This is a genomic window from Kitasatospora sp. NPDC085464 (genome assembly GCF_044541955.1).
Classification (GTDB): Bacteria; Actinomycetota; Actinomycetes; order Streptomycetales; family Streptomycetaceae; genus Kitasatospora.
This window is the reverse complement of record NZ_JBITTM010000005.1, coordinates 47,499-62,867: the sequence shown is the minus strand read 5'-3', so window position 1 is coordinate 62,867 and position 15,369 is coordinate 47,499. Positions and strand designations below refer to the sequence as shown.

The 15,369-nt window shown below is 74.2% G+C and carries 17 protein-coding genes and 1 pseudogene; 10 read left to right on the top strand and 8 right to left on the bottom strand.

Features of this window, described 5'->3' with window-relative positions:
• Positions 1-149: 149 nt before the first annotated feature.
• Together ACIGG8_RS06025 and ACIGG8_RS06020 are read left to right on the top strand one after the other, a co-directional pair.
• Positions 150-734, top strand: a complete 585-nt coding sequence (locus ACIGG8_RS06025) for an SRPBCC family protein (protein WP_396546050.1) — start codon at positions 150-152, stop codon at positions 732-734.
• Positions 735-859: 125 nt separating this feature from the next.
• Positions 860-1,126, top strand: a complete 267-nt coding sequence (locus ACIGG8_RS06020; RefSeq protein WP_396546049.1) for a hypothetical protein — start codon at positions 860-862, stop codon at positions 1,124-1,126.
• Positions 1,127-1,322: 196 nt separating this feature from the next.
• On the opposite strand, the gene ACIGG8_RS06015 is transcribed toward ACIGG8_RS06020, so the two are convergent.
• Positions 1,323-1,526: a hypothetical protein gene (locus tag ACIGG8_RS06015; protein WP_396546048.1), complete on the bottom strand. Its 204-nt coding sequence runs from the start codon at positions 1,524-1,526 to the stop codon at positions 1,323-1,325.
• A 42-nt stretch (positions 1,527-1,568) separates the two neighbouring features.
• Between ACIGG8_RS06015 and ACIGG8_RS06010 the strand changes: the two genes are divergently transcribed.
• Positions 1,569-1,733 carry a hypothetical protein gene (locus ACIGG8_RS06010; RefSeq protein WP_396546047.1) on the top strand — a complete coding sequence of 55 codons (165 nt, stop codon included), beginning with the start codon at positions 1,569-1,571 and terminating at the stop codon, positions 1,731-1,733.
• On the opposite strand, the gene ACIGG8_RS06005 is transcribed toward ACIGG8_RS06010, so the two are convergent.
• Complete coding sequence (locus ACIGG8_RS06005; RefSeq protein WP_396546046.1) at positions 1,693-2,112, bottom strand: hypothetical protein; 420 nt, start codon at positions 2,110-2,112, stop codon at positions 1,693-1,695. The two genes, ACIGG8_RS06010 and ACIGG8_RS06005, sit on opposite strands and share 41 nt — an antisense overlap.
• A 13-nt stretch (positions 2,113-2,125) precedes the next feature.
• Between ACIGG8_RS06005 and ACIGG8_RS06000 the strand changes: the two are divergent.
• Positions 2,126-2,350, top strand: a pseudogene (locus ACIGG8_RS06000) (response regulator transcription factor); the annotation flags it as partial.
• 27 nt (positions 2,351-2,377) lie between these two features.
• Here ACIGG8_RS06000 and ACIGG8_RS05995 read toward each other — a convergent pair.
• The 4 genes from ACIGG8_RS05995 to ACIGG8_RS05980 form a co-directional block, all read right to left on the bottom strand.
• Positions 2,378-3,043, bottom strand: coding sequence for an ankyrin repeat domain-containing protein (locus tag ACIGG8_RS05995; protein ID WP_396546045.1), 666 nt, complete (start codon positions 3,041-3,043; stop codon positions 2,378-2,380).
• A gap of 225 nt (positions 3,044-3,268) precedes the next feature.
• Complete coding sequence (locus tag ACIGG8_RS05990) at positions 3,269-3,760, bottom strand: HPP family protein (protein ID WP_396546044.1); 492 nt, start codon at positions 3,758-3,760, stop codon at positions 3,269-3,271.
• 163 nt (positions 3,761-3,923) lie between these two features.
• Positions 3,924-4,838 carry an immunity 49 family protein gene (locus ACIGG8_RS05985; RefSeq protein ID WP_396546043.1) on the bottom strand — a complete coding sequence of 305 codons (915 nt, stop codon included), beginning with the start codon at positions 4,836-4,838 and terminating at the stop codon, positions 3,924-3,926.
• Between the two features lie 303 nt (positions 4,839-5,141).
• The gene (locus tag ACIGG8_RS05980) at positions 5,142-5,441 is read right to left on the bottom strand and encodes a hypothetical protein (RefSeq protein WP_396546042.1); all 300 of its coding nucleotides are present in this window, start codon (positions 5,439-5,441) and stop codon (positions 5,142-5,144) included.
• A 275-nt stretch (positions 5,442-5,716) separates the two neighbouring features.
• On the opposite strand from ACIGG8_RS05980, the gene ACIGG8_RS05975 reads away from it, so the two are divergent.
• On the top strand, positions 5,717-6,955 hold the full coding sequence (locus ACIGG8_RS05975; protein WP_396546041.1) for a glycosyltransferase: 1,239 nt from the start codon (positions 5,717-5,719) through the stop codon (positions 6,953-6,955).
• 216 nt (positions 6,956-7,171) lie between these two features.
• Positions 7,172-7,891, top strand: a complete 720-nt coding sequence (locus tag ACIGG8_RS05970) for a DUF6461 domain-containing protein (protein WP_396546040.1) — start codon at positions 7,172-7,174, stop codon at positions 7,889-7,891.
• Between the two features lie 510 nt (positions 7,892-8,401).
• On the opposite strand, the gene ACIGG8_RS05965 is transcribed toward ACIGG8_RS05970, so the two are convergent.
• Positions 8,402-8,869: a MazG-like family protein gene (locus tag ACIGG8_RS05965; RefSeq protein WP_396546039.1), complete on the bottom strand. Its 468-nt coding sequence runs from the start codon at positions 8,867-8,869 to the stop codon at positions 8,402-8,404.
• Between the two features lie 206 nt (positions 8,870-9,075).
• Between ACIGG8_RS05965 and ACIGG8_RS05960 the strand changes: the two genes are divergently transcribed.
• The 3 genes from ACIGG8_RS05960 (at position 9,076) to ftsH (ending at position 13,849) form a co-directional block, all read left to right on the top strand.
• The gene (locus ACIGG8_RS05960; RefSeq protein WP_396546038.1) at positions 9,076-10,653 is read left to right on the top strand and encodes an alpha/beta hydrolase; all 1,578 of its coding nucleotides are present in this window, start codon (positions 9,076-9,078) and stop codon (positions 10,651-10,653) included.
• 86 nt (positions 10,654-10,739) lie between these two features.
• A complete protein-coding gene (locus tag ACIGG8_RS05955; protein ID WP_396546037.1) occupies positions 10,740-11,483 on the top strand; it encodes a disulfide bond formation protein DsbA in 744 nt (247 codons plus the stop codon).
• 191 nt (positions 11,484-11,674) lie between these two features.
• Complete coding sequence (gene ftsH, locus ACIGG8_RS05950; RefSeq protein ID WP_396546036.1) at positions 11,675-13,849, top strand: ATP-dependent zinc metalloprotease FtsH; 2,175 nt, start codon at positions 11,675-11,677, stop codon at positions 13,847-13,849.
• Here ftsH and ACIGG8_RS05945 read toward each other — a convergent pair.
• On the bottom strand, positions 13,759-14,313 hold the full coding sequence (locus tag ACIGG8_RS05945; RefSeq protein WP_396546035.1) for an Lrp/AsnC family transcriptional regulator: 555 nt from the start codon (positions 14,311-14,313) through the stop codon (positions 13,759-13,761). The two genes, ftsH and ACIGG8_RS05945, sit on opposite strands and share 91 nt — an antisense overlap.
• A gap of 76 nt (positions 14,314-14,389) precedes the next feature.
• On the opposite strand from ACIGG8_RS05945, the gene ACIGG8_RS05940 reads away from it, so the two are divergent.
• Positions 14,390-15,340: an SMP-30/gluconolactonase/LRE family protein gene (locus tag ACIGG8_RS05940; protein ID WP_396546034.1), complete on the top strand. Its 951-nt coding sequence runs from the start codon at positions 14,390-14,392 to the stop codon at positions 15,338-15,340.
• The last annotated feature ends 29 nt before the right edge of the window (positions 15,341-15,369 follow it).

Sequence of the window (15,369 nt, the reverse complement as noted above, 5' to 3'; positions counted from 1 at the left end):
ATCATCGATTCCGGGCCCAGGGCGGCAACCCGCCCGCTGCCCCCGTAGCGTTCCGGACGCACAGGCGGGGGCAGCGGGCGGGTGTCGACCCGCATCGAATCGCTACCTGCACGACGTGCACCACGTGGATGACCAGAAGGGGGAACGGAATGCGCTACGCCGACGGTCCGGGGACGGTCTGCGAGATCTTCGTCCAGGCACCGGTGGAACGGGTGTGGGAGCTGGTGACGGACATCGACCTGCCCACCCGGCTCAGCCCGGAGCTCCAGCGCGTCGCCTGGCTGGACGGCGCGGACGGACCGGCGCCGGGCGCCCGCTTCGAGGGCCACAACCGCCGTGAGGGCCTGCCCGACTGGCGGACGGTCTCCGAGGTGACCGAGCTGACCGAGCCGGCAGGGGTAACCGAGCCGGCCGAGCCGGCCGTTTCCGTCGACCCCACCCGCCCCCGCGCCTTCGCCTGGGCCGTGATGGACGCCGACGGCTGCTACGGCGAGCCGGTGTCCGAGCCGGCCGGTGCGCTGGCGCGCTGGCGCTTCGACCTGACCCCCGAGGACGGCGGCACCCGGCTGCGCCAGTCGGTGGTGATCGGCCCGGGCCGCAGCGGCATGAGCAGCATCATCGACGCCAGGCCCGAGATCGAGGAGAAGGTCGTCGACTTCCGGCTGGACGAGCTGCGCACGGCCATGACGGCCGCCCTCGAAGGCATCAAGTCGCTGGCCGAGCAGGGGGAGTAGTTCCCGTCCGACGATCGATCCGGGCTGTCCGGGCCCCCGGGCCTCCCGGGCTGTCGAGGCTATCCGGGTGCCCGGGCCGCCCCGGCCGGGTGAGACGGGCGCGGGTTCGCCGAAGGAGCGGTGAGGTGGACGGTCAGCGGATCCTCCAGGTCGACGACTGGTCCACCGTGGTCGACGAGCGGACCGCCGTCCACCACCGCACCGGGTTGTTGCACCACCGCCTGGTGGTGCAGCAACCCGGCCGGCCCCTGGTCGAGTTCCGCTACCGGCTGCCGTGGCCGATCCGGTCGGCCCCGTTCTGGGCGGCCACCTACGACCTGTGGGCGGCCGAGGCCGACGATCCGGGACTGGACGTCGTCGCCCTGCTGGGCGGCACCGACGACTGGGTGTGAGACCGGTCCGGTCGGCAACAGCGGCGACGCCCCGGGAGCGAGGGGGTCGACCGGGAGCAGCGGGCCCGACCCGGACGGGTCGGGCCCGGGGGCGGCAGCGGCCGTCAGGTGCTCACCCGGGCGCCGGTGCGGCGCAGCGCCGGCCGGGCCGGGAGCAGGCCGGCCGCCAGGGCGATGGCCAGGCAGACGCCGACGGTCAGCGCCACGGTGGACCACGGCAGGTCGAGGTCGACCCGGGTGCCGAGCTGCGCGGCGAGGCCGGAGCGCAGCCCGAGCAGGGTGACCAGCGCGACGGCCAGGTCAGTGACGAGGGGTCGTGCGCCCGGACGGTGCCGGTGGTCAGCAGGACGCTCGCGGTGGCGGAGTCGTCGGTGATCTCGGCGACGACCGTGAGGTCCACGGTCCGCCCGTCCTCGAAGGTGACCGGGGGACACTGCGGCCGGTGGACCAGCCCAGCCAACGCGCGGTGGAGGCCTTGACCACCGCGGTGTTCTCGCCGGTCAGGCCGTCCAGCGCGCCGGCCGTGACGGTCATCCCGGTGCGCGCCCTGCGGAAGGCCGCCTCGCTCATCCCGACCGCGCCGATGTGGTCGGTGCCGCCGATGTAGAGCCGGGTGGGCAGCAGTGAGGCGCCGCCCGGCACCGCGGCGACGGCGCGGCGTCCGAGAGCCCGGGGGCATGGTGCGGGGTGACCACCGCGGTGGCCTGTTGACGGACGGTCTCCTCCAGCGCGTAGCCGGTGGCCCGCAGCTGGAACAGGCCCGCGATCAGCACCGCGAAGCCGACCGTGACCAGCACCGGCGCGGCGGTCGAGGCGGTACGCCGGACGGCGGTCAGCGCGCTCTCCCGGGCCACCAGGCCGGTGGCGCCGCGGAGCCCGGACAGCGGCCACCAGACGGCGCGGACGACCGGCGGGACTATCGCGGGCAGGAACAGGGCGAGGCCGACGATCAGCGCCATGGCCGCGTAGAGGGTGTTGTTGATCATGCTGTCGGACGCGCTGTCGGCCGCTCACGACCCGCTGCAGTGGCTGAGCCCCAAGGAGCAGGAGGTGCTCGGGCTGATCGCCGAGGGCCGCTCCAACGCGGCCATCGCCCGGCGCCTGGTGGTCACGGAGGCCACGGTGTCCAAGCGGATCGCGAGCATCTTCACCAAGCTCGACCTGCCCCAGGCGCCGGACGACCACCGGCGGGTGCTGGCGGTGCTGCGGTACCTGGGGGCCTGAAGGGGCGTCCGGCCTTCCCGTGCGGGGTCAGCGGCCGCTGCTCGGGCGGGGGTTGCGAGGCTTTCCTTCGGCCTCGGTCTCGGCCTCGCGGAGTGCGAGCGCTGCAGCGATGGCGTGGAAACCGCGGCGCTCGGCGTGGGCGCGGGCGGTGGTGCCGTCGGCGTCGGGAAGGAGCGGGTCGGCGCCGTGGGTGAGGAGGATGTCGACGATCTCGCGGTGGGCGGCACCGCCGTCGCCGAGCAGGACGGCTTCCAGGAGGGCCGTCCAGCCCAGGTCGTTGACGTGGTCGACGTCGATCGCGGTTTCGGTGAGCACCGCGCGGACGTAGGCGACGTGGCCGCGTTCGGCGGCGGGGATGACCGACACCCCGCCGTAGCGGTTGCGGCGGGTGAGGTCGGGCCGACCGGGAAGCAGGGCGCGCATCATCGGGACGCTGCCGGTGATGCCGGTGACCAGCCAGGGGCTGTTCAGCGCGCGGTCCTGCGCGTTGACGTCGGCGCCGGCCCCGACCAGCAGCCGGGCGACGGCGACCCGGTCGGCGAAGGCGGCCCGCAGCAGCGCGGTGCGGCCCTCGGCGTCCCGCGCGTCGACGGCCGCGCCCGCGGCCAGCGCCGCGCCGGCGGCGCCGAGGTCGCCGCGTTCGGCGGCCTCCAGCAGCGACCGGTCGGCGGGGGAGAGCGGGCGGTCGGTCATGGCGGGGGTTCCTCCACTGGGTGGGCGGTCGGCGGGTGCTTCCAGCCTGACCTCTGCGGCACGTTCCGGCGTCGGCGGGGCGGTCGGTCGAGTCGGGCGGAACGGAGGACGGCCGGGTCATCCGATCGGATGACCCGGCCGTCGGCGATCACCGCGACAGCGTGGGCGGGTAGTCGTGCAGGTGTGCAGGCGGGTGGTCGTGCGGTTTGCGAGGGCCCGTCGCGGTCACCAGGACAGCGGGTAGCGGACCGGGTGACCGCCGATCCGGCCGGGCAGCAGGCCGATGACGACCAGCAGCCCGGTCGCCAGTGCCAGCAGGGGCAGGAACGGCACGGGATGCGGCGCCTGCAGGACCACGATCACGGCGGTGGCCGCCGCCGGGGAGTGCGAAAGGTGGGTGAGCATCATCGCGCCCAGCGAGAGCCCGGCGGCGATGGCCGCGCCCCAGGCGGTGCTGCCGGTGACGGCGAGGGTGGCATAGCCGATCAGGGCCGACATCAGCTGACCGCCGACCAGGTTGCGGGGCTGCGAGATCGGCAGGCCGGGCGCGCCGTGCACCAGTGCCGCGCTGGCCGCCAACGGGGGGATCAGCAGGGGCTGGCGGAGCAGCACACCCACCGCGACGAGCAGGAGCAGGGCGCCGATGGCGAAGACGGTGGCCCGCAGGGCGTGCAGCCGGTGCGGTCCGGGCGTGGCGGCGGGCGAGGGCGTGGGCATGCGTGAGTGCTCCGGATGGGGGATACGGACCCGGAGATGATAAACAGACTGTTGAGGAAAAGGTGGGATGTTTTGCCTGGTGGGCAAGATCGCCCCGACCGAGTCGACCGGGGTCGCCTTGCCCCCACCGGCGGTACGCGCCGGGCGACCCCGGCGCGCCGGGTCAGCCCGCGCTGATCAGCGTCGTCGGGAGGTAGCCGGAGGTTATGCCCAGCTCCCAGCCGTGGGCCTGGACGGCGAGCGCGGCGAGGGCGATCGGGACGACCGGGAGCAGTGTCCGGGGCCAGGCCGTCGAGGGCGTGCTGTTGCGGTGCCGGGCCAGACGGGCGGTGAGCGCCTCCTCGAAGGCCGCCCGGTCGTCGTCCAGCAGAACCCGCAGCAACTGCTGGTCCGGGCTCAACCCCTCCGGCGCCGCCTCGCCGGCGGCGTCCAGGGCCCGGGCGGCGGCCGCGCGCCCGTCGGCGTCCGGCTTGCGCAGTGGCACGGGCCCGGGGGCGATCCACGGCGACCGCTCCGTCGGGACGACGAAGAGGTACGAGCGGAGCGCCTCCATCTCGGCGAGGGCGGCGGGGTCGGAGACCGAGGTGAGGTCCGAGTGCGGCAGGCCGTCGCGGACCGCGGGCGCGTAGTCGTCGGTGAGCAGCGGGCCGAGCATCCGCTCCCGGTTCCGGATCAGTCCGCTGATCACGCACATCGCGAAGGCCTCCACCCACGTCGCGGCGGTGGGTGCGAAGTCGACGGTGGCGCCGAAGCGGATGTCCTCGCTGTCCAGCGTCGTGCCGATGTACGGGAAGGGGACGTCGAAGTCGCCCCGGGGGAAGCAGCCGAGCTGGAGCACCCCGAGGGCGCACTCCGCGGCCGTCCGCAGGGCCGCGCGGGCGTCGGCGCCGGCGAGCGTCGGGTCCTCCAGGGTGAGGGCGCCGAGGTGGTCGAGCAGCTCCTCGCCCATCGAGCGGACGGACCCGATGGTCAACTCGTCCTCGATGTCGTACCAGTGGCCGAGGATCCGCCCTCGGATGTCCCCCAACGCGTCGCGGATCCGCTGGTGGACCACCGTGTGGCACGTCACTTCCACCACTTGCTGCTACCTCCCCGTCGGTGGCGCGGCACTCGTTCCGCGACCCGTAGCTGATGGAGAGGGACGCTAACAGCGACCACTGACAAGGTCCGGAGTGCGGCGAAGGCGGGTCGCATGGGCCAGGTGCGGGTGGAGGTAGAGGTGGAGGCGCACGGGTGGTCGGCGGCCAGGGCCGGGCTGTCGTGGCCCGTGGCCGCTGTGCGGTTGTCAGATGATCGGATAGGGATGTGACGTGACGTCAGGTGTCAGGCGTCAAGCGGCAGGAGTCGAGACCTCGGGCGCCTGACGCCGGTCGCCGGCGTTTCAGGTGGAGTGGACGAACTGCTGGTAGCAGGCGACGTCGTACTGGGAGGGCGCGCCCGCATTGCTGTAGGCCTGTCCACCCTTGCCACCGTTCGGTTGGCTGCCGAAGCCCGGCTCGTCGAAGGGGGAGCCGGGGGAGGAACTGGTGTGTCCCGGAGTGTGTCCGCCGACCGCCAGGAAGTCCTGGCAGGTCTGGTTCGGCGGCCCCGGCTGGTTCGGGGTCGGGTTCGCGAACGCGACGGACGCGCCACCCAGGCAGAGGAGTCCGGCGAGCAGCCCGGTGGCTGCGGTACGAAGCATCGTGCCTCCTCGGTCGGGCACGTACGCGGGACCGGGCGGCCCCGCGCCCCCGTTCAGGGGTGCGGAGCGGGATTGCCCGGTGTTCAGAGCCGCGTGGCCGGTCGGCTGATGCGCCGCCGGGTGTGACGAGGCGGCTGCCGAAGTCGTGGTGCTCGCTGCGGAACCCCCCCTGCCACTACCAGATTATCGCCCCCCAGGGGGCTTGCGGCAAGGCCCCGGTCGTCCCGCAGAATCGACGGCTGTAAGGCCATGACCTGCGGAAACGGAGTCGTGAGATGCGTGTGTTGTTGACGACGTGGGGCTCGCGCGGAGATGTCGAACCGCTGGCGGGGCTGGCGGCAGCGTTGCTGGGGCTCGGGGCGGACGTGCGGGTGTGCGCGCCGCCGGACGAGGAGTTCGTGGACCTGCTGGCCCGGATCGGGGTGCCGCTGGTGCCGCTCGGCCCGACGGTGCGTTCGGTGGTCGCCGGCCCGAAGCCGCCGACCATGCAGGACGCGTTCCGGCTCGCCCCCGAGCTGGTCGCCGCGCGGTTCGAGGTGCTCACCGCCGCGGCCGAGGGCTGCGACGTCATCCTGGCCACCGGTCTGATGCCGGCCGGCGCCCGGGACGTGGCCGAGCACCTCGGCATCCGCTACGTGCTCGCCTGCTTCCACACCCTGGGACTGCCCTCGCGGCACTTCCGGCCCGGAGCCCGGCCCGGCACGCCGTCCCCCGAGGGCGAGACCGACCACCGGGTGCTGTGGGAGCAGGACGCCCAGCGGGTGAACGGGCTGTACGGCGAGGCGCTCAACCGGCACCGGGCGGCGCTCGGCCTGCCGCCGGTCGACAACGTCCGCGACCACGTCCTCACCGACCGGCCGTGGCTGGCGGCGGACCCGGTGCTCTGCCCGTCGAAGGGCATGACGGAGCTCGACCCGGTGCAGACCGGGGCGTGGATCCTGCCCGACGACCGTCCGCTGCCGGCCGACGTGGAGGCGTTCCTGGAGGCCGGCGAACCGCCCGTGTACGTGGGCTTCGGCAGCATGGCCGCCCACGCCCCAGACGGCATCGCCCGGATCGCGATCGACGCGGCCCGCGCCCACGGCCGCCGGGTGATCCTGGCCCGGGGCTGGGCCGGCCTGGCCCCGGTCGACGACGGGGACGACTGCTTCGCCGTCGGCGAGGTCAACCAGCAGGCGCTGTTCCGCCGGGTCGCCGCCGTCGTCCACCACGGCGGCGCGGGCACCACCACCACGGCCGCCCGGGCCGGCGCGCCCCAGCTGGTCGTCCCCCGGATCGCCGACCAGCCCTACTGGGCCGCCCGCGTGGCCGAGCTGGGCATCGGTGCGGCCCACCTCGACCCCGCGCCCACCGTCGATTCCCTGTCCGCCGCGCTGGCCACGGCCCTGGCCCCCGAGACCCGTACCCGCGCACTGGCCGTGGCCGGGACCATCCGCGCCGACGGGGCGACGGTGGCCGCGAAGCTGCTGTTCGAGGCCGCGGCCGCCCAGGAGGAGCCGTACGGCGCCGGGTGAACCGGACGGCGCCCATGTCGGGGCGAACGGGCCTGTCGGACCGGTGAGTTCCGCGATCGGACCACCGCCCCGACGCCCGGTCGGCGTCGGGTGCCGGCCCACGCCGGGCCCTGATCCGGCACCGTTCCGGCGACCGGGCTCCGGCCGTCGGCGGTGTCGGTTAGGGTGCCCACCGGCGCGCCCGGCCACCGCAGGCCGGCGCGAGGGGAGGGCGGCATGACCGACGGAACGCGCGAGGGAGCCGGGAGGGACGGCGACGGCATCCAGTGGCTCGCGGACGTCGGTCGGCCGGACGTCGGTCGGCCGGGCACCGGACTGCCGGGAACGGGCGGGCCCGACGCGGACGGCGAGGTCGGCGGTGTGGTGTTCGCCCGGGGGATCCCGCCGGAGGAACTCGCCCGCCGGATGGGCGCCGACCCGACCGCCGGGACCGTGCCGATCAGCGGCGCCGAGATCCGGGCCCTGGACATCGACGTCTACCGCCCGGGCGACGACGGCGACGGCGTGGTCCGCGTCGGCGAGTGCGGCGGCTGGTCGTTCGCGATCGAGTACGGCGACTCCACCGGCGGCGAGCTGCTCACCGAAATAGCGCGCGACGGCGTCGAGGTCGTCCACTTCCGCCCGATGCCGGAACAGCCGCCGGCGCTGCTCGACTACGCCCGGGACGGCGCCGTGCTGTGCGGCTTCGGCCTCGGCGAGGAGCGCTGGCGCTGGGGCCAGGAGCCCGACCTGCTGGTGCCGGACCTGGTCGCCGCGAGCGTGCTGGAGGCGGACGGCGTCACCCCCTGCGGCCCCGAGGGCGAAGGCCCGCCCGCCCGCCGCACCCTCGCCGCCGTCGAGCGGCGCTTCGGTCTGAGCCTGCCCCGGACCGCCTTCGACGGGCTGCGCCTGCGTGCGTACGCCGTCCGCGGCACGCCGGGGATGGAACCGGGGTGAGCCGCGGGTGCGAGCCGCGCGGGCCCCGGTGGTGACGGCCGTGACCGGGGCCGCGGCGAACGCGACGCAGACAGCGCTGAGCGCGGCGATCGCGAACACCGGGAACAGGGTGGACATCGCGGTCATGGCCGCCTCCTCTCCGGGCCCCGACGGCGGGCCCCGACGACCGTCATCGTTGCGCGTTTCGGGCCCTCCGCACATGTGCCGATCGGGAGGTTCCTGGGCCGGGATTCCCGGTGTGCCCCTGCCGATCAGCAGGGGCAGTAGGGCCGGGAAAGGCGAGGGGGCGGTGGCGCCAGGAGGGCCGGTCGGAGGGGCCGGGCCGCCTGAGACCCCGGGACAGGGCGTGAGCCGGGGCTGACGCCGAGGCCGGCGACCCTCGCCGGGATCCGGACGCACGGCCGGGAACACCTCGGCCGCACCGCACGGCCGGGAACACCTCGGCCGCACCGCACGGCCGGGAACACCTCGGCCGCACCGGGCAGTTGGCACTCGCCCCGGCTGCCCCCGTTACCCCACCGGCGGCTCGCCCGGCTGCCGCGGGCGCCAGGCGGCGAGGTGGGCGGTGAGGACGGCGGCCGGGTCGGGGGTGGTGTCGCGGAGGGCGACCATCGCCGCAGCGATCACATCGCACAGCTCGCCCTGCAGGTCGGCCAGGGTGTGGCTGACGCCCTTGCGGGGATTGGCGCCGAGGACGCCGAGCAGGGCCTCGGCGACCTCCCCGGCCTCCTCCTGGACCTTGACCACCTGGAGCGTCAGCAACGGCTGACCGATGCCCGCCCGGTGTTCCGAGAGGTGGCGGTGGACGGCGTCGATCACGGCCCAGTCCCCGGCGCGGGAGGCGGGCCGGGGGCCGGTGTCCCGCTCGTCGTCTCGCAGGCGGGGCGGGACCTCCCGGCGGGTGTCGGTGACGAAGACGTTCACGCCGTCGGAGTCGGTGCGGCCGTCCTCGTCCGGTGCGGTGGTGTCGCTGCTCAACTCGCCCTCCGTGGCACGGTTCCGGCGCCCGGTGCGGCCGGACGGCGGTAAGGGTGCCACCGGGTGGGGCGGTTGAACCCTCACCCGGGCGGCCGGTGGCAGGACGGGCGGCGCGCGCCCCCATCCGGAGGCGTCGGGCGGGTTGTGCCGGGTCGCGGCGCCTAGGGTCCATGGTGACCGGCCGACCCGAGAGGTGGACCCACCCCATGCACACCGCCGTCCGCGGCGCCGGAGCGCTCGGCCTGACCGCGCTGCTGCTCGCCGCCGCCACCGGATGCCAGGGCGAGGGGTCGTCCGCCGCCGAGCCCGCGCCCACCTCCCCGGCCACCGGCGCCTCGGCGACCGCCACCGGGCTCGCCGCCCAGCGACTGGACTGGCACGCCTGCGCCGCCCCGAGCGCCGCCCAGGGCGGCGGCACCGCACCCGCCGCGGACTGGCAGTGCGCCACCCTCAAGACCCCGCTCGACCACGGCCGGCCGGACGGACCGACGATCGACCTCGCGCTGATCCGCAGCAAGGCCAAGGACGAGCAGCACCGGATCGGCTCGCTGCTCTTCAACTTCGGCGGCCCCGGCGCCTCCGGCGTGGCGACCCTGCCCGCGCTCGCCCCGAGCTACGCCTCCCTCAACAGCCGCTACGACCTGGTGAGTTTCGACCCGCGCGGGGTCGGCGCCAGCGCCGGGGTGACCTGCCTGGACGACCGGGCGCTGGACGCCTCCGCGACCGTCGACAGCACCCCCGGCGACCCGGCCGCCGTGAAGGCCCTCGACGACAGCAACGCCCGGTTCGTCGCCGCCTGCGAGCACAACTCGGGCGCGGTGCTGCCGTACGTGGACACCGAGAGCGCCGCCCGGGACATGGACCTGATGCGGCAGGTGCTGGGCGACCGGCAGCTCTCCTACTTCGGCGTCAGCTACGGCACCCAGCTCGGCGGTGTGTACGCGCACCTGTTCCCGCAGCAGGTCGGTCGGATGGTGCTGGACTCCGTGGTCGACCCGACCAAGGACCCGCAGCAGTCCGCGCTCGGCCAGGCCCAGGGCTTCCAACTCGCCCTCGACGACTTCATGAAGGCCTGCGCGGCCCGGGTCGGCGCCTCCTGCCCGACCGGCGCGGGCGGTGCCGAGGGGACGGCGAAGGTCACCGCGCTGGTGCAGCAGTTGGAGCGGTCGCCGCTCCCCACCGCGGACGGGCGGCAGCTGACCGAGACCCTGGGCGTCACCGGCATCGCCGGCGCCCTGTACAGCCAGGAGACCTGGCCGGTGCTGGCGGCCGGGCTCACCGAGGCGATGGAGCAGGGCACCGGCACCACGCTGCTCCAGCTCGCCGACGGCCTGAACGGGCGTGACGCGCAGGGGCACTACAGCAACCTGAACGCCGCGAACCGGGCGGTCGGCTGCGTGGACTCGCGGCAGCGCTACTCCGACCAGGACGTCCAGCAGCAGCTGCCGCAGTTCCAGGCCGCGTCCCCGGTGTTCGGCGCGTTCACCGCCTGGGGCCTGACCGGCTGCACCGGCTGGCCGGTGCCGGGCAAGGGCGACCACCCGGAGGTTGCCGCCGCGGGCGCGGCCCCGATCCTGGTGGTCGGCACCACCGGCGACCCGGCCACCCCGGTCGAGGGCGCCCACGCGATGGCGCAGCAGCTCGGCCCGGGCGTCGGCGTCACCGTCACCCTGCACGGCGAGGGCCACGGCGGCTACAACACCGGCAACCCCTGCCTGAAGCAGACCGTGGACGCCTACCTGTTGGACGGTACGGTGCCGGCGGACGGGACGACCTGCAGTTGAGAGCGGGCTGTCGGGAGAAGTGGCCCAATGGAATCGGTGGTGATTGGCTCTGTTGAGTGGTCCACTTCGCCGTTAGGCTCTTCGACGTGACGAACAACGCGACCCACGTGACCGACGCTTCCAACGCTTCCGGTGTTTCCGACGTTTCCCTTGTTTCCGACGTTTCCCTTGTTTCCGGTGTTTCCGAGGTTTCCGGGGTTTCCGAACCAACCGACGGCCGGCCGGGGAGCACCAAGGTCGACTTCTACTTCGACCCCGTCTGCCCGTTCGCCTGGATCACCTCCCGGTGGATCCTGGAGGTCGACCGCCACCGCGAGCTCGACCTCACCTTCCGGGTGATGAGCCTGTCCGTCCTCAACGAGGGGCGCACCGACCTTCCCGAGCGCTACCAGCGGCTGATGACCACCGGCTGGGGCCCGGTGCGGGTCTGCATCGCGGCCGCCGAGAAGCACGGCCAGCACGTGCTGCGCGACCTCTACACCGAGCTCGGCACCCGCCTGCACGACCAGGACCGGCCCGCCGACGACGCCGTCATCCGGGAGGCTCTGGTCGCGGCCGGGCTGCCCGAGGAACTGGCCGACGCGGCGAACAGCACCCAGTACGACATCGCCCTGCGCAAGAGCCACCACGAGGGCATGGACCCGGTCGGCGAGGAGGTCGGCACGCCGACCATCCACGTGGACGGCGTCGCCTTCTTCGGGCCGGTGCTGACCGCGATACCCCGCGGGGAGGACGCCGTGCGGGTCTTCGAGGGCGTCCGGCTGCTGTCCGGCTACCCGAAGTTCTTCGAGCTCAAGCGGACCCGGACGGGCTCGCTCGACTTCTCCTGACCCCGCCGGGGCCGCAGCCGACCCCGCCGGGGGCCGCGGCCGGCTCGGCCGGGACCACGGACCCGGTGCCCGACGGGGGTGGGCGCCGGGTCCGTGGTTTCGGAACAGCCCGTCTTCGGGCTCCCGTCCTGGCGCGGAGCGTCCGACCATGGAGACGGAGGCTCCGTGGCCCCGAGAGGCGGTGAGCGTGGATGATCGTACGAATCCGGCTGCGCGCCGGCCGGAACCCCGCGACACCGCCGGACTCCGATCCCCGACCCGAACCGGGACCCGGACCGGCGCCCGGAGCCGAACCGGGACCCGGTCCGACGGGCAAGCGAGGCCCTGTCCAGGGCCCCGGCTGGAATTCCGGCCCGGGGCGGAACCCAGGCCCGGGGCGGAACCCCGGCCAGGGCCCCGGGGGCGGCCCGCCCAAGCCGCCGCCGCCCTCGTGGCGCCGCTGGCTGCTGCCCGTCGCCGTCCTGGTGACGCTGCTCCTCCTGGTGCTGTTCTCCAAGCCCGGCACGCCCGGCAACCGCTACGCCTACACCGACTTCGTCAACCGCGTCGACACCGGACAGGTGCAGACGGTGAACGTCAGCGACACCGGAGCGGTGAGCGGCACGCTCAAGGACGGCACCCGCTTCACCAGCCAGATCCCGACCGCCCTGGACACCTCCCACCTCAGTCAGGCGCTCGGTGACCAGCACGTCACCGTCACCGGCACCCGTTCCGGCGGCAGCTCGATCTGGTCCACGCTGCTGCTGTTCCTGCCGCTGCTGCTCTTCGGCGGCCTCTTCCTCTGGTCGGGCCGGATGGCCGCCCGGTCGCTGGGCGGCGGGCTGAGCGCCATCGGCCGCTCCCGGGCGAAGATCATCGAGGCCGAGCGGCCGGCCACCGGGTTCGCCGACGTCGCCGGGTACGAGGGGGTGAAGCAGGAGGTCAGCGAGGTGGTCGACTTCCTGCGCAGCCCGGAGCGGTACGCCGCCGCCGGGGCCAAGGGACCGCGCGGGGTGATCATGGTGGGGCCGCCGGGCACCGGCAAGACCCTGCTGGCCCGGGCCGTCGCGGGGGAGGCCGAGGTGCCGTTCCTGTCCGTGACCGGCTCCGGGTTCGTCGAGATGTTCGTCGGCGTCGGCGCCTCCCGGGTCCGCGACCTCTTCGACGAGGCCCGCAAGCGCGCGCCGTCGATCGTGTTCATCGACGAGATCGACGCCGTCGGCGCCCGCCGGGCGGGCGGCACCCGGATCGGCGGCAACGACGAGCGGGAGCAGACCCTGAACCAGCTGCTCGCCGAGATGGACGGCTTCGACCAGAGCACCGGCATCGTCGTCATCGCCGCCACCAACCGGCCCGACGCCCTCGACCCGGCGCTGCTGCGCCCCGGCCGCTTCGACCGGCAGGTCACCGTGCCGCTGCCCAACCAGGCCGAGCGGGCGGCCATCCTCTCCGTGCACACCCGGGGCAAGACCCTCGCCCCGGACGCCGACCTGGACCGGATCGCCCGCGGCACCCCCGGCTTCTCCGGCGCCGACCTCGCCAACCTGGTCAACGAGGCCGCCATCAACGCCGTCCGCGCCGACCGCGCCACCCTCACCGCCGACGACCTCGACGCCGCCCGCGACCGGGTGCTGCTCGGCCGCCGGGAGTCCTCCAACGCGCTGCTGCCCGAGGAGCGGCACGCCGTCGCCGTGCACGAGTCCGGGCACGCGCTGATGGCCGCGCTGTGCGAGCACGCCGATCCGGTCGCCAAGGTGACCATCCTCCCGGCCGGGGTCGCCCTCGGTGCCACCGAGCAGCTGCCGGAGGCGGAGCGGCACCTCTACAGCGAGGGCTACCTCACCGACCTGCTCACCGTCCAACTCGGCGGCAGGGCAGCCGAGTTGGTGGTATTCGGCGAGGGCTCCACGGGCGCCGCCAACGACCTCGCCAGCGCCACCACGGTGGCCACCCGGATGGTCCGCGAGTTCGGCCTCTCCCCGGAGCTCGGCCCGGTCGGCTATTCCAGCGGCAGTCCGCACTACCTCGGCGACAGCCCCGAGGACCTGCTGCGCCGCCCGTACTCCGAGCAGACCCAGCGCGCCGTGGACGAGGCGGTCGCGGGCCTGCTGCGGCAGGCCGAGCGCCGGGCCGTCGGCCTGCTGACCGAACACCGGCACCACCTGGACGAGCTGGCGAGCCTGCTGGTCGCCCAGGAGACCGTGGACGGCCGCCTGGTCCTGGAGATCCTGAAGCACCCGGGGCAGCGCCCGGCCGGGCCGGCGCGCCCGGTGTCACTGACCAAGGTGGAGGAGCCTCAGGCGGACGGGGACCGGGGCGTGGACGGGGACCGGGGCGTGGACGGGGACCGAGACGTGGACGGGGACCGAGGCACGGCCGGGGACTGAGAGGCAGGCAGGGACCGGGGCGCGGGCGGTCGCTCGAAGAAGGTCTCCAGCACGACGGTCGCCTGCGTCCCGCTCACGCCCTCGATCGCGTAGAGCCTGCGCAGCACGTCCTGGAGCTGCTCGGTGGTCGCCGTCCGCACCTTGACCAGCACCGAGGCGCTGCCCGCGATGACGTGCGCCTCCACGATCTCGGGGATTGCGGCGAAGGCCTGCGCGGAGTCCCCCATCCAGGCCGAGGAGTCCACCATCACGAAGGAGAGCACCCCCAGCCCGAGGCCCTTCGGGTCCACCTCCACCGTGGTGCGGCGGACCACGCCGCGCTCGCGCAGCTTGCGCACCCGCTCGTGCGCCGCCGCTGCGGAGAGCCCCACGGCCCGGCCCAGGGCCGCGTAGGCCTGCCCGGCGTCCTGCTGCAACAGGGTGAGCAACGCGCGGTCGGTGTCGTCGAGATGATCGATGGTCATGGTGGGACCATACCCTGTTCTGGCATACTCCAGATCACCGGAACTACATTCGGCAAATCACGACATGAGGTGAACAATGTCTGGCTCCATCGAGTTCGGGCTGTACGAGGTACTGGACAAGAGGTTCCGTCGCTGCGCCAACGGTGACGTCCGACTGGAGAAGCTGTACGGCGACTGCCGCTGGGCCGAGGGCCCGGTCTACCTGCCCGCCTGGCGCCAGGTCGTCTGGAGCGACATCCCCAACGACCGCCTGCTGCGCTGGGACGAGGCCTCCGGAACGGTCGGCGTCTTCCGCTCCCCGGCCGGCCACCCCAACGGCAACACCCTCGACCGCGAGGGCCGGCTGATCAGCTGCGAGCAGGGCAACCGCCGGGTCACCCGCACCGAGCACGACGGCCGGATCACCGTCCTCGCCGACCGCTACCAGGGCAAGCGGCTCAACTCGCCCAACGACGCGGTGGTCCGCTCGGACGGCGCGATCTGGTTCTCCGATCCGGACTTCGGCATCACCAGCGACTACGAGGGCCATCGCGCCGAGTCCGAGATCGGTGCCCGCAACGTCTACCGGATCGACCCGCACAGCGGTGAGGTCCGGCTCGCCGCCGAGGGCTTCGACGGGCCCAACGGGCTGGTCCTCTCGCTCGACGAGCGGCAGCTCTACGTCAACGACAGCCGGGCCGGGCACATCAGGGTCTTCGACATCGGTGAGGACGGCGACCTCGGCGGCGACCGGATCTTCGTCAAGGGCGAGGGCTGTCGGTTCGACAACATCCGCTTCGACCTCGACGGGCGGCTCTGGGCGGCCGCCTTCGGCGACGGCGTCCACTGCTACGCCCCCGACGCCACCCTCATCGGCCGTATCCTCGTCCCCGAACCCGTCTCGAACATCACCTTCGGCGGCCCGAAGAACAACCGCCTGTTCATCACCGCCACCACCTCGCTGTACTCGCTGGTGACGCCGGTGACGGGCACCCACCGCGTCGCCTTCAGAGCGGGGCACGCCGCCCGGCCCGAGAAGACGCCGTGACCGAGAAGACGCCGTGACCGAGGAGTCGC

Coding starts and splice junctions, on each gene's coding strand:
- ACIGG8_RS06025 (WP_396546050.1), top strand. CDS start 150: ATGCGCTACGCCGACGGTCCGGGGACGGTCTGCGAGATCTTCGTCCAG.
- ACIGG8_RS06005 (WP_396546046.1), bottom strand. CDS start 2,112: ATGATCAACAACACCCTCTACGCGGCCATGGCGCTGATCGTCGGCCTC.
- ACIGG8_RS05995 (WP_396546045.1), bottom strand. CDS start 3,043: ATGACCGACCGCCCGCTCTCCCCCGCCGACCGGTCGCTGCTGGAGGCC.
- ACIGG8_RS05990 (WP_396546044.1), bottom strand. CDS start 3,760: ATGCCCACGCCCTCGCCCGCCGCCACGCCCGGACCGCACCGGCTGCAC.
- ACIGG8_RS05980 (WP_396546042.1), bottom strand. CDS start 5,441: ATGCTTCGTACCGCAGCCACCGGGCTGCTCGCCGGACTCCTCTGCCTG.
- ACIGG8_RS05975 (WP_396546041.1), top strand. CDS start 5,717: ATGCGTGTGTTGTTGACGACGTGGGGCTCGCGCGGAGATGTCGAACCG.
- ACIGG8_RS05970 (WP_396546040.1), top strand. CDS start 7,172: ATGACCGACGGAACGCGCGAGGGAGCCGGGAGGGACGGCGACGGCATC.
- ACIGG8_RS05960 (WP_396546038.1), top strand. CDS start 9,076: ATGCACACCGCCGTCCGCGGCGCCGGAGCGCTCGGCCTGACCGCGCTG.
- ftsH (WP_396546036.1), top strand. CDS start 11,675: ATGATCGTACGAATCCGGCTGCGCGCCGGCCGGAACCCCGCGACACCG.
- ACIGG8_RS05945 (WP_396546035.1), bottom strand. CDS start 14,313: ATGACCATCGATCATCTCGACGACACCGACCGCGCGTTGCTCACCCTG.
- ACIGG8_RS05940 (WP_396546034.1), top strand. CDS start 14,390: ATGTCTGGCTCCATCGAGTTCGGGCTGTACGAGGTACTGGACAAGAGG.